At 65.5% G+C, this 11,664-nt stretch carries 12 protein-coding genes, 1 tRNA gene and 1 pseudogene; 9 read left to right on the forward strand and 5 right to left on the reverse strand.

Annotated elements, in window-relative coordinates:
* The 9 genes and pseudogenes from GSQ83_RS23220 to GSQ83_RS30710 form a co-directional block, all read left to right on the forward strand.
* Positions 1 to 393 (forward strand): annotated as a pseudogene (locus GSQ83_RS23220) (tRNA (guanosine(37)-N1)-methyltransferase TrmD); the annotation flags it as partial.
* Positions 394 to 431: 38 nt separating this feature from the next.
* Complete coding sequence (gene rplS, locus GSQ83_RS23225) at positions 432 to 860, forward strand: 50S ribosomal protein L19 (RefSeq protein WP_158805235.1); 429 nt, start codon at positions 432 to 434, stop codon at positions 858 to 860.
* Positions 861 to 1,020: 160 nt separating this feature from the next.
* A complete protein-coding gene (leuC, locus tag GSQ83_RS23230) occupies positions 1,021 to 2,433 on the forward strand; it encodes a 3-isopropylmalate dehydratase large subunit (protein WP_158805236.1) in 1,413 nt (470 codons plus the stop codon).
* Positions 2,433 to 3,053, forward strand: coding sequence for a 3-isopropylmalate dehydratase small subunit (gene leuD, locus GSQ83_RS23235; RefSeq protein ID WP_158805237.1), 621 nt, complete (start codon positions 2,433 to 2,435; stop codon positions 3,051 to 3,053). The genes leuC and leuD overlap by 1 nt, the downstream gene beginning before the upstream one ends.
* Positions 3,054 to 3,323: 270 nt before the next feature.
* Complete coding sequence (leuB, locus tag GSQ83_RS23240) at positions 3,324 to 4,433, forward strand: 3-isopropylmalate dehydrogenase (protein WP_158805238.1); 1,110 nt, start codon at positions 3,324 to 3,326, stop codon at positions 4,431 to 4,433.
* Positions 4,434 to 4,496: 63 nt separating this feature from the next.
* Positions 4,497 to 4,573 (forward strand) — tRNA-Arg (locus tag GSQ83_RS23245).
* A 62-nt stretch (positions 4,574 to 4,635) separates the two neighbouring features.
* Positions 4,636 to 4,902 (forward strand): hypothetical protein, encoded by a 267-nt coding sequence (locus GSQ83_RS23250; protein WP_158805239.1) that lies wholly within the window; start codon positions 4,636 to 4,638, stop codon positions 4,900 to 4,902.
* A 2-nt stretch (positions 4,903 to 4,904) separates the two neighbouring features.
* A complete protein-coding gene (locus GSQ83_RS23255) occupies positions 4,905 to 6,065 on the forward strand; it encodes a serine hydrolase (protein WP_158805240.1) in 1,161 nt (386 codons plus the stop codon).
* Between the two features lie 117 nt (positions 6,066 to 6,182).
* Positions 6,183 to 6,425: a hypothetical protein gene (locus GSQ83_RS30710; protein ID WP_254065858.1), complete on the forward strand. Its 243-nt coding sequence runs from the start codon at positions 6,183 to 6,185 to the stop codon at positions 6,423 to 6,425.
* A gap of 87 nt (positions 6,426 to 6,512) precedes the next feature.
* Here GSQ83_RS30710 and GSQ83_RS23265 read toward each other — a convergent pair whose 3' ends face one another.
* The 5 genes from GSQ83_RS23265 to GSQ83_RS23280 form a co-directional block, all read right to left on the reverse strand.
* Positions 6,513 to 7,241, reverse strand: a complete 729-nt coding sequence (locus tag GSQ83_RS23265; RefSeq protein ID WP_158805241.1) for a hypothetical protein — start codon at positions 7,239 to 7,241, stop codon at positions 6,513 to 6,515.
* A 75-nt stretch (positions 7,242 to 7,316) separates the two neighbouring features.
* Positions 7,317 to 9,068: an ABC transporter ATP-binding protein gene (locus GSQ83_RS29680; protein WP_159013436.1), complete on the reverse strand. Its 1,752-nt coding sequence runs from the start codon at positions 9,066 to 9,068 to the stop codon at positions 7,317 to 7,319.
* A 15-nt stretch (positions 9,069 to 9,083) separates the two neighbouring features.
* Positions 9,084 to 10,262: a CCA tRNA nucleotidyltransferase gene (locus tag GSQ83_RS29685; protein ID WP_159013435.1), complete on the reverse strand. Its 1,179-nt coding sequence runs from the start codon at positions 10,260 to 10,262 to the stop codon at positions 9,084 to 9,086.
* 57 nt (positions 10,263 to 10,319) lie between these two features.
* On the reverse strand, positions 10,320 to 10,904 hold the full coding sequence (locus GSQ83_RS23275) for a CoA pyrophosphatase (RefSeq protein WP_158805242.1): 585 nt from the start codon (positions 10,902 to 10,904) through the stop codon (positions 10,320 to 10,322).
* Positions 10,901 to 11,566, reverse strand: coding sequence for a DUF1285 domain-containing protein (locus tag GSQ83_RS23280; RefSeq protein WP_158805243.1), 666 nt, complete (start codon positions 11,564 to 11,566; stop codon positions 10,901 to 10,903). Before GSQ83_RS23280 ends, GSQ83_RS23275 begins: the two co-directional genes overlap by 4 nt.
* Between the last annotated feature and the right edge of the window lie 98 nt (positions 11,567 to 11,664).

The raw sequence follows: 11,664 nt of genomic DNA on the forward strand, positions 1-11,664 counted from the left end.
GGGCTGGACCAGCGCGCCATCGAGGCGACCGAGGCGGAGGAAATCAGCATTGGCGACTACGTGCTGTCCGGCGGCGAACCGGCGGCGCTGGTGTTGCTGGACGCCTGCCTGCGGTTGCTGCCCGGCGTCATGGGTGCCGCCGCGAGCGCCGAGGAGGAGAGCTTCGCCGAGGGCCTCCTCGAATACCCGCATTACACCCGCCCAGCGGAATGGGAGGGGCGCGCCGTGCCGCCCGTTCTGCTCTCGGGCGATCACGCCGCCATCCGTGCCTGGCGCCACGCCGAATCCGAGCGTGCCACGCGGGAGCGGCGGCCAGATCTTTGGGATCGCTATCGGCAGGGGCGCATGGCAGGCCGCCACGCAGACTCCGCCGCATCTGTTGCAACGGCCTAGCCCGGCCCGTAAGAACCGCTTCACGAGAGGATTTTCCCATGAACCTACTTCAGACGATCGAGGCGGAGCAGATTGCTCGCCTGACCGAGAAACGCGCCGTCCCGACCTTCCAGGCCGGCGATACGCTGCGCGTGATGGTTAAGGTGGTTGAGGGCGAGCGTAGCCGGACACAGGCTTTCGAAGGCGTCTGCATCGCGCGTTCGAACAAGGGCCTGAACAGCAACTTCACCGTGCGCAAGATCAGCTATGGCGAAGGCGTGGAGCGTGTCTTCCCGCTGTATGCGCCTTCGATCGCCGAAATCATCGTCGTGCGCCGTGGCGACGTGCGCCGCGCGAAGCTTTATTACCTGCGTGATCGCAGCGGCAAGTCGGCGCGTATCGCCGAGCGCGCTCGTGAGCTTCCGACCGAGACAGCGGCCCCGAAAGCGACACCGGCCGCGCCGGCCGCCGAGCCCGCTTCCGCCTGAACGGCGCCTGCCGCAAGGCAGGTATCGGCCGATCCTGGTCGCGTCGTGGTCGGTTTAGGCCGACCATCCACGTTTTCGCTTGCTTCGAGGAAGACGTGGCTCCTCGGCTTCGCCGAGGGTTAGCGGCTGGCTCACTCGAAGCGAACGCTAGGAGAGGACCATGTCGGAGACCCGGCCGCGTACCCTGTTCGACAAGATCTGGGACGACCATGTCGTCGAGCGGCTCGAGGACGAGACCTGCCTCCTCTATATCGACCGCCACCTCGTCCATGAGGTGACGAGCCCGCAGGCTTTCGAAGGTCTGCGTGCCGCCGGCCGCAAGGTTCACGCGCCGCAATCGACCATCGCAGTGGTTGACCACAACGTGCCGACCAGCGACCGCAGCCAGGGCATCAAGGAGCCCGAGAGCCGGTTGCAGGTTGAAACCTTGCAGGAAAATGTCCTGGAATTCGGCGTGCCGTTCTTCGATGTGCTCGACCGTCGTCAGGGCATTGTCCACATCATCGGCCCGGAGCAGGGCATCAGCCTGCCCGGCATGACGATCGTCTGTGGTGACAGCCACACCTCGACACACGGCGCGATGGGGGCCCTAGCCTTCGGCATCGGCACCTCCGAGGTCGAGCATGTGCTGGCGACTCAGACGCTACAGCAGAAGCCGGCGAAGAACATGCTGGTCCGCGTCGAGGGCACGCTGCCCCCAGGCTGCACGGCCAAGGATGTGGTGCTCGCGATCATTGGCAAAATCGGTACGGCCGGCGGCAACGGCCATGTCATCGAATATGCCGGTTCGGTCATCCGCGCGCTCGACATGGCCGGGCGCCTGACGGTCTGCAACATGTCGATCGAGGGCGGCGCCCGCGCCGGGCTCATCGCGCCGGACGAGACGACCTTCAACTATATCAAGGGCCGCCCCTTCGCCCCCAAGGGCGAGGATTTCGACCGCGCCGTGGCTTATTGGCGTACGCTGCCCTCAGATCCCGGCGCGCATTACGACACTATCGTCGAGATGGACGGTTCCGAGATCGCGCCCATGGTCACCTGGGGCACGAACCCAGAGGCCGTGTTGCCGATCACCGGCTCCGTTCCGAATCCCGAGGATACGCTGGACGAGGCCAAGCGGGCGCAGGTGCAGCGCATGCTGGAGTATATGGGTCTCACGGCCGGCATGAAGCTGACCGATATCCCCGTGGACGTCGTCTTCATCGGCAGTTGCACCAATGCCCGCATCGAGGATCTGCGCGCCGCGGCAGGCGTGGTGCGTGGCCGCAAGGTGGCGAACACTGTGCGCGGCCTCATCGTTCCTGGCTCGGGACTGGTGAAGAAGCAGGCCGAGGATGAAGGGCTGGACCAGATTTTCCTCGACGCCGGCTTTGAGTGGCGGGAGGCGGGCTGTTCCATGTGCCTCGCGATGAATCCGGACAAGCTGATGCCCGGACAGCGTTGCGCCAGCACCTCCAACCGCAATTTCGAGGGGCGGCAGGGCCAGGGCGGACGCACGCATCTTCTATCGCCCGCGATGGCGGCGGCGGCGGCGGTGACGGGCCATCTGACCGATATCCGGGAGCTGGTGTGATGCAGGCTTTCACGACGCTGAGCGCCATCGCGGCACCGCTGCCGATGGCGAATGTCGATACGGACAAGATCATTCCGGCCCGCTTCCTCAAGACCATCAAGCGCAGCGGCCTCGGCCAATACCTTTTCGCGGGTCTTCGCTATGACGATGCTGGCGGGGAGCGGCCCGAGTTCGTGCTCAACCAGGAGCCGTTCCGCCATGCCGAGATCCTCATCGCCCATGAGAATTTCGGCTGCGGCTCCTCGCGTGAGCACGCCCCTTGGGCGCTGCTCGATTTCGGTTTCCGCTGCGTGATCGCGCCAAGCTTCGCGGATATTTTCAATAACAACTCCTTCAAGAACGGCATCTTGCCGGTGGCAGTGCCGCGCGAGGTCTGCGACCAGTTGATGGAAGACGCCAAGCTCGGCGCCAATGCCCGCATCACGGTCGATCTAGGTCGCCAACTGGTGATCCGGCCGAGCGGTCAGGAGATTCCCTTCGCGGTCGATCACTTCCGCCGCCATCTGCTGCTCAACGGCCTGGACGATATTGGGCAGACCATGCAACGCACCGCCTCGATCGCTGGTTACGAGAGCCGGCGTCTGGTGGCGAAGCCGTGGATGCCCGTCATCGCGGTCTAGAGCGGGATGAATGTGGCTCGAAGCGCTGCTCGTCCCACCACGTCATGCTCGGCGAAGGCCGAGCATCCGCGTCTTCCTTCGACGAAGGTGAGGCGTGGATGGCACGCCTTCGCGTGCCATGACGGAACTCTGGGACGCGGTTCAATATCAGATCAGTAGGCCTTAACGCCGCGCCCCTCCGGTCCTCGTGGACGATAAACCACGGCGGGGGTGGGGTGTCGCTTCGCTATCGTCTAAACGAGGCAGAAGAAACGGAAGGCTCGACAACCTATGCCCTCGAACAAGAAACTGTTGATCCTGCCTGGCGATGGCATCGGCCCCGAAGTCACGCGGGAAGTGGTGAACGTCATCGAATGGCTCGACCGTCGGCGGATCGTGAGCTTCGATCTTTCGGAGGCCCTGGTCGGTGGCGCGTCCATCGAAGCGAATGGTGTGCCGATCACCCCCGAAGTGGTTGCCCGCGCGAAAGGCTCCGATGCGATCCTGTTCGGTTCCGTCGGTGGCCCGCAATGGGACCGGCTGGGCTTCGACCTGCGGCCGGAACTGGCCATCCTCACCCTGCGCCGTGAGCTTGGCCTCTTCGCCAATCTGCGGCCGGCGACGGTGCTCGATCCGCTGATCGACGCGAGCACGCTGAAGCCCGACGTGGTTCGCGGCCTCGACCTCATGATCGTGCGGGAGAGCACCGGCGGCATCTACTTCGGCGAGCCGCGTGGCGTCGAAACGATGCCGGACGGGCAGAAGCGCGGCATCAATACCGAGGTCTATTCCACGAACGAGATCGAGCGCGTCGCCCGCGTTGCCTTCGACCTTGCCCGCACCCGCGATAACCGCCTGTGCTCGGTCGAGAAGGCCAATGTCATGGAGAGCGGCTTGCTGTGGCGCCAGATCGTCACGGCGCTGGGCGCGCGCGACTATCCGGATGTCCAGCTCAGCCACATGTATGCCGATAACTGTGCCATGCAGCTGGTCCGCAATCCCCGGCAGTTCGACGTCATCGTCACCACGAACCTTTTTGGCGACATCCTGTCGGATCTCGCCTCCATGCTGACCGGCAGCCTCGGCATGCTGCCTTCGGCGACCCTAGGGGCGCCCGATTCCTCCGGCCGGCGCCTCGCTTTGTATGAGCCGATCCATGGCTCGGCCCCCGACATCGCGGGCCAGGGCGTGGCCAATCCGCTGGCGCAGACGCTCAGCTTTGCGATGCTGCTGCGGTATTCGTTCGGCATGAAGGAAGAGGCGGCGCTGGTTGAGAATGCGGTCAATAACGTGCTGGCAAGCGGTATGCGGACCGCCGACATCATGCAGCCGGGCAAGGCAAAGGTCGGCACGCGTGTGATGGGAGACGCGCTTTTGCGGGCTTTGGACAAGGCGGCGTGACGGACCCGCGCCGAAGCCCCCTTGCGGCTCGGGATAGGTTTCGCTAAATCGCCGCACCGGCACGCACCCGTAGCTCAATTGGATAGAGCACCAGACTACGAATCTGGGGGTTAGGAGTTCGAGTCTCTTCGGGTGCGCCACTGGCCTTCGCGTAAACCAGGCCGGGGGCCGGGCGGCTCGGCTAGCAATGGAGCCGCCAGCCATGACCAGCGACGACGCCAATCCCGCATTCGGCCGCGCCCGATCGGAGATCGAGCCACTCGATATCGACGCTTATCTCGGCATGGCTCGCGCTCATAGCGCGACCGATGATAGCCGGAAGTGGGTCGAGGACCTCGAAGACATCATCCGCGTCGCCTGGCGCCTCATGACCGAGGAGCAGAAACAGGCATTTCGCGGCGATCCCGAGATTCTCGCAATCTCCGAAGCCGCCGGCGATTTCGCCGACGACCAGCAAGCCGGCTTTTAGGCGTGGTCTCGGCGGAAGAGGCGGGCACCGCGCTCGATGCGGTGGTTGCCCGGGCGATCGAGGCTGGCCGCATCGTCGGCACGGTCATCCTCATCCACAAGGACGGCAGGCTGCGCTACCGCGCTGTAGCGGGTCTTGCGGATCGGGAAGAGAAACGCCCGATGGCCGAGGATACCGTCTTCCGCCTGGCCAGCATGACCAAGCCCATCGTCTCGGTCGCCACTCTGGCTTTGGCCGAAAGCGGGGTGCTCGGCCTGGACGACGCGGTGACGCGCTTCCTGCCGGATTTTCGTCCACGCACCGCTGAAGGTGAGACGCCCGAGATCACCATCCGGCACTTGATGACCCACACCGCTGGCCTCTCCTACGGCTTCCTGCAGGAGGGCGAGGGGGTTTATCGCCGCGGCGGGATTTCGGACGGGATAGATCGGCCAGGCATCTCTTTGGAGGAAAATCTGCGGCGTATCGCCGTGCTGCCGCTGGGCTTCGTGCCGGGCAGCCGCTGGCACTATTCGCTCGCGACTGACGTGCTGGGTGCCGTGTTGGCGGCGGCGACCGGCCTCAGCCTGCCCGAGGTCATAAGCGACCGCGTGACGCGGCCTCTGGCGATGGCCGACACGCATTTCCTGGCGCCATCGCCCGAGCGGCTGGCGACGCCGTATGCCGATGGCGAGCCCCTTGGCACACCGGCTCGCCGGATGACGGACCCATTCGTGCTTCAGCCGCTCGAAAGCGGACCGGTCCATTTCTCGCCGGGTCGCGCCACCGATCCCCAGGCCTATGCCTCAGGCGGCGCTGGCATGGTTGGGACGGCGGCGGATTATATGCGTTTCCTGGAAGCGCTACGTCTTGGCGGCGCGCCCGTATTGCGGCGCGAGAGCGTTGCCGCACTAATCGCGGATGCTGTGCCTGCGCTCGAGATCGACATTGCCGGACCGGGATGGGGCTTCGGGGTCGGGGTCGGTCATCTGCGGGATCCGGCGGCGGCGGCCACAGCGATGACTGTTGGCAGCTGGAACTGGGGCGGGGTTTACGGCACGAGCTTCTGGGTGGACCCGGCCGAGGGGCTGAGCGCGGTCGCGCTGACCAATACCGCCGTCGAGGGCACCAACGGCGACTTCACCCGCGATATCGTCGCGGCGGCTTACCTCGGGAAGGTGTGACCGGTCACGGGAAGGTGAAGTGGCGCGCGAGTGCGTCGTTGTGCAAGCTATTGGCGGAACGATGACAATTGCTGGCGCGCCCCCAGATTGTGAGGCCACCACTCGACGGAGATTGCGATGACTTCCTCTTTTGTGTTCGGCAGATTGATGCGTGCCAGTGCGGCCGTGGCGTTTCTCGGCGGCGCGGGTTTTGGTCTTTCAGGCTGCAACACCGTCCATGGTGCCGGCAAGGATCTCTCCAACGCCGGCACAGCGACGGGCAACGCGGTCAACACGGCAGGCACCGCTACGGGCAATGCCGTCGACAGTGCCGGCAATGCGGTTAGCAACACCGCGAATAACGTCCAGCAGAAGATGTAATCAAGCATGCGGCCTGCGCCTGGGGCGCGGGCCGCATGCTGTGACGTACAGGAAATGATCTAAGTCAAGCCAGTTCAGCTCGAGCGGTCAGTCACCCATCATTCGCATCCATCGGTTTTGAGGATGCCGGGCCGCTTGCATTCCTTGCGGAACCTGGACAAATCCCGTTCCGTATGCCGGCCTATCGTGGTGCTGCCGCGACGGCTCCTGGCGCCGAATCTTTTCGACCTCTCCCCAGATTGCCCCCTCATGGGCGTCGCCGAGCATTGTCGATAATTGGCGAAAATCGTTCTCCACGCTTCGCGTTAGAACCTTAAGTAGCTCGCGATTTTCGGCAGCGTCGATGAACGTCTTTACGCGGCGGTCAAGAATTTCCCCGTGTTGCTTGAGCGCTTCTTGATTGTCTACCTGACCAGTCACATGCTGCCATGCGATGGAAGCATGATGGTAATTAGCCTCGTCACGATCGATCGGCCTCGTCCCAGACGGTGGGGTGCGCTGCTTTAATTTCAATATAAATTGCGCGCGCAGAGAGTCGCTATACGCTTTCCCGAGATTTTGTGAATAGTCTTTGACTCCGCCCTTGAGTCTGGCGTGTGTTCGGCTCCCTGTGGTGTGCGATATAACGCGGTTCTTCAGCCGTCGACCCAACTTATTATACTCGTCAACAAACTCCTGAGCCCTTGCTTTGATCGCATTGTAAGCAGGGCTCGTCTGGTCTCGAGCGTTGCGGTTGATCGGGAGCACAAAGGGCGATGCCGAGTCAGGCGGTGGACTCAGTGGGACTCTTTGGGTTTGCTGAATGGTGGGGAACACGTAATCGCTCCTGGTTGCGCTGGTCTGGCTGATGTCCAGACTCGCGCTAACCACTTGCGATCGTGTTAAGCGCCGTCAGACCATGAGGGCCTGCGTCCGCACCAGGCGCGCGTACATGCCGTCCTGCGCGATCAGCTCGGAATGAGTGCCGCTTTCCATCGCCCGTCCCTCCGCCATCACAACCACAAGGTCGGCGTCACGCACGGTTGAGAGGCGATGGGCGACGATGATCGTGGTGCGGCCCTGGCGCAGCCTGCTGAGGGCCGCCTGCACGGCGGCCTCGCTTTCGGCGTCGAGCGCACTGGTCGCCTCGTCGAGCAGCAGAATGCGCGGGTTGCGCAGGAAGGCGCGGGCCAGCGCCACGCGCTGCCGTTGGCCGCCGGAGAGGCTGGTGCCGTTGTAGCCGACGGGGGTGTCGCCGCCCTCCGGCATGGTGGCGATGAAGCCGGCGGCGGCAGCGGCCTCGGCGGCCTCGGCGATTTCCGTTTCGCTCGCGACCGGCCGGCCCATGCGAATATTGGCGAGGATCGTGTCGTTGAACAGAAGCGAATCCTGGCCGACATAGGCGATGGCGTCGCGCAGGCTCGCCATGGTCACGTCGCGGATATCGGCGCCGTCGATGCTGATGCCGCCGCCCTCCACATCGTAAAGGCGCGGGATGAGGGCCAGGGCAGTGGATTTGCCCGCGCCGGAAGCGCCAACCAGCGCCACCGTCTTGCCGGGCTCGGCGGAGAAGGAGAGCCCCTGCAATCCCGGACGGCCATCGGGATAGGTGAAAGTCACCTCATCGAAGCGCAGCGCGCCGTGACCCGAGGGGAGCGGTCTCGCGCCGATGCGTTCGGTGATGAAGGCTGGCTCGTCCAGCACGGTGAAGGACCGCGCGAGTCCCGCCAGCCCCTCCTGCACTGCCGCGTTCAGTGAACCCAAGGCGCGCAGGGGACGAGAGGCGAGCAGGAGTGCCGCGAGGAAGCCGGAGAAATTGCCGAGCGTCGCGGCACCGGCGGCGGCGCGCCAGCCGGTGAAGCCGATCACCAGCGCGATGGTGGTGCCAGCCAGCACCTCAAGCACCGGATCAACGCGGGCGCGCGACCGAACCATGCGCAGCAGTGCGCGGTAGAGCTGCGAGAAAGCGTCCTGCGCGCGCTCCCGTTCGACACCCTCGAGCCGATAGGCCCGCACCGTGCGGCTCTGCGCGAAGCTCTCGTTGAGCATGGTCGCCGCCTCACCCATGCGCTCCTGCATGCTGCCGGAGGCGCGGCGCACGCGCTTGCCGATGCGCTGCATTGGCAGAGCGGCGAGGGGATAGAGCGCGGCGGCGATCAGGCTGAGCACCCAATCCATGTAGAACATCGAACAAACCAGCCCGACCACCGTCATGGCGTCGGAGACGCCGCTGACCGCACGGGTCAGCGCCTCCCGGATCGTCGCGGCATCGGTCGTGAAACGGGCGGCGAGCTGTGCGGGCGGCTCGCGCTCAAGCCGCGCCAGGTCAGCGTCCATGAGATGGCTGAACATGCGGTTCTGCAAGTCGCGGATGACCAGCAGCACGAGGTTCTGGGTGGCGACAGACTGGCCGAACTGCACCGCCGCCTTGAAGCCGGTAACGATGAGAACCTGGATCGGGATTTGGTAGAGGATCCGGCGGTCCTTGCGCGCGAACATATCGACCGCCTGATCGATCACCGCCGGGTAGAGCGCGGTGATGCCGGCGACGAGCAGCGTTAGCAAGCCGACGACGAAGAGGCGTCCCTTGTACTGGCGGAGATATTCGCGCCAGAGGCGAGCGACGAGCGCGCGGGTCGATTCATCCGTGGGGAGCGTCTTCATCTGCGGCCGCGTGTATCAAGAAGCGGACGCCGCGACCACCCTGGCCAATTCGGCCCGGCAGGCTTCCGCGTCGTCCACGCAGCCTCGCGCGAGCCACCAGGCTCGCACCTGTCGCATGACCTGGCCGACTCTAGGGCCTTGGGTGAGACCAAGCGCGACCGCATCGCGGCCTTGCAGAGGGAAGACCGGCGGCGTCATGGCCATCAATCGCTGGCGCAGCGCGCGGCTTTCGGGTGCCGATGGGTGGCGCAACAGCGATCGGCCGACCAGGATGGCGGGCTCGGTTTCGGCCATGGCCCTCCTCAACTCCGCGCCATCAGCGGTGGACGTCGGCACTGGTCCCGTCAGTAGGGCGAGCAGGCGCTCGCGCTCGGCGACCGAGAGCTTCAGCCGTGCCGCCACGGCGCCTGCAGCGGTGCTTGTGCCCAGCAGTGCCGCGAGACGGAGCACAGCGTCGGCTGGCGCGTCGGTGTCGAGGCGGCCGATCGCTTCTGGCGTGGCACCTTCGGGAAACAGAGCCGCCAGCACGCCGAGTTCGGCCATGAGGCGAAGAACCGGTAGCGGATCGGCGGTGCGGAGGATCTTCGCCGTTTCGCTCCAAACCCGCTCGGCGGATAGCGAGCCGAGCCGTGGCGCGGCGTCGGCTAGGGCAGCGCGCGTTTCGGCATCCGGTGGCGTTCTCCCGTAGCGGCCCTGGAAGCGAAAGTACCGCAGGGCGCGGAGATAATCCTCGGCGATCCGCGCCGCTGGACTGCCCACGAAGCGAACGCTTCCGGCGGCGAGATCGGCCGCGCCGCCGAAATAGTCGTGGAGCGCGCCATCGCGCTCCATCGACATGGCGTTGATGGTGAAGTCGCGGCGGGCCGCATCCTCCCGCCAATCCTCGGTGAAGGCGACGATGGCGTGGCGGCCATCGGTCTCCACATCGCGGCGGAGGGTCGTGACCTCGAACGCGCTTTGCCCCGAGAGGGCTGTCACGGTGCCATGAGAAATTCCGGTCGGCAGAGCCCGCAACCCGGCCCGATTGAGCGCTCGCGTGACCTCCTCGGGAGACAGCGGCGTCGCGATGTCGATATCCTGCACCGGCCGCCCTGCCAGCATGTCGCGCACCGCGCCGCCGACGATCCGCGCTCCGGGCAGGACGTCCAGCACGGCCAGAAGCTCGGCATCCGCGAAAGGGGTCGGCAGTGACATGGCACTATCGTTAGCCCGGTCACGCGGTGACAGACAGCCCGTTGAACCGACCGCGCCTCACACCCCGCCGCGTAGCCGCCCCGCCAGAGTGACCAGGATCGCGGCGGTGGCGCCCCAGATATGGTGCTCCTCGTGCGGCCAGACCCAGACCTCGTGCCAGTCGCCGCCTCGGCTACGGATGCGGCTGCGGCGCGGTGCCTGAGGGTCGAGCAACACCGCCAGCGGCAGATGGAGGATGGCCGCGACCTCGGCTGGCTGAGCACGCAGCGCGGCCCCCGGCGCGACAAGTCCCACAACCGGGGTCACGCGGAATCCGGTGCCGGTCATATGATCAGGCAGCCGGCCGATCAGCTCGACGCCGGCGGGATCCAGTGCCACCTCTTCCCAGGCCTCACGCAGCGCCGCCGCTTCCGGGGTCGCATCCTCGGGATCGATGCGGCCGCCGGGGAAACTCACCTGGCCAGCATGGTGGCGCAGCGAATCGGCGCGGCGGGTCAACAGGATGCTCGGCTCAGCCTCCATGATGATGGGAATGAGGACAGCGGCCGCTAACGACTGGGATGTCGCCACACCCGCAGCCTCGCTGGTTTGCGGCTCGCTGAGGCGTTGGCGGAGGAACTCGGCGGTGAAAGGTGGCGTCACTCGTCTCCGGCAGGCATCTCGCTCAGAGGAAAGAACACGCCTTCGCTCCAGACACCCAGCATCATGCGGCCGCGCACCGGATGGGGCTCCGCCAGCGCCGCAAGCTCATAATATACGGAGCGATTGATTCGCGCCTCAATGGGGTGGCTGCCGGCGCCAGGACGAATACGCAGGTATGGCTTGGGCTCGCCGATCCCTAGCCCGTGGCTGAGACGCAGCGGATGTTCGAGCCCGGCACTCACAACCTCGTCCACATTGGTGCGGAAGGTGAGAACCTGATCGAGGCCGTTACCGCTCCAATCCATTTCGACCACGACGAAAGGCGCATCCTCGACTTCAATCTTGCCGCGCTCCACGGGCGTCTCCAACCAGAAGCTGCCGTCCGCTTCCCGTCGCAAGACACTCGCGAAGAGGCAAACAAGCTCTTTCCGGCCGATCGGACTATTTTTGTAGAGCCAGCTACCGTCGCGGCGAATAAGGAAGGGCAGATCACCGCATTCGGCAGGACCCCGGCGCGCACCGCGTTCTGGTGCAAGACCCGAATCGGTCGGCTGGGCGGCGATGGCTCCCGAGGGGCGCGGCGTCGAACCGCCTCCGATTCGACGAGCGGCGGTGGCGCAGGGCAAAGGGGGCGCCGCGTCGATCTCTATTCTTCGCACCATCCGCGCCTCCCTCACTCGTCTGAACCGGGTCGCAGACATCGACCTCGCGTGAGATATAGGTAGCCTCTGGGGCCAACCGAGGCCGTCATCGCAAGAAA

This window comes from Acidisoma sp. L85 (assembly GCF_009765865.1).
Classification (GTDB): Bacteria; Pseudomonadota; Alphaproteobacteria; order Acetobacterales; family Acetobacteraceae; genus Acidisoma.

Excerpts from the sequence above, each read along its gene's own strand:
- rplS (WP_158805235.1), top strand. The coding sequence starts at position 432 with ATGAACCTACTTCAGACGATCGAGGCGGAGCAGATTGCTCGCCTGACC.
- leuC (WP_158805236.1), top strand. The coding sequence starts at position 1,021 with ATGTCGGAGACCCGGCCGCGTACCCTGTTCGACAAGATCTGGGACGAC.
- leuD (WP_158805237.1), top strand. The coding sequence starts at position 2,433 with ATGCAGGCTTTCACGACGCTGAGCGCCATCGCGGCACCGCTGCCGATG.
- leuB (WP_158805238.1), top strand. The coding sequence starts at position 3,324 with ATGCCCTCGAACAAGAAACTGTTGATCCTGCCTGGCGATGGCATCGGC.
- GSQ83_RS23250 (WP_158805239.1), top strand. The coding sequence starts at position 4,636 with ATGACCAGCGACGACGCCAATCCCGCATTCGGCCGCGCCCGATCGGAG.
- GSQ83_RS30710 (WP_254065858.1), top strand. The coding sequence starts at position 6,183 with ATGACTTCCTCTTTTGTGTTCGGCAGATTGATGCGTGCCAGTGCGGCC.
- GSQ83_RS29680 (WP_159013436.1), bottom strand. The coding sequence starts at position 9,068 with ATGAAGACGCTCCCCACGGATGAATCGACCCGCGCGCTCGTCGCTCGC.
- GSQ83_RS29685 (WP_159013435.1), bottom strand. The coding sequence starts at position 10,262 with ATGTCACTGCCGACCCCTTTCGCGGATGCCGAGCTTCTGGCCGTGCTG.
- GSQ83_RS23280 (WP_158805243.1), bottom strand. The coding sequence starts at position 11,566 with ATGGTGCGAAGAATAGAGATCGACGCGGCGCCCCCTTTGCCCTGCGCC.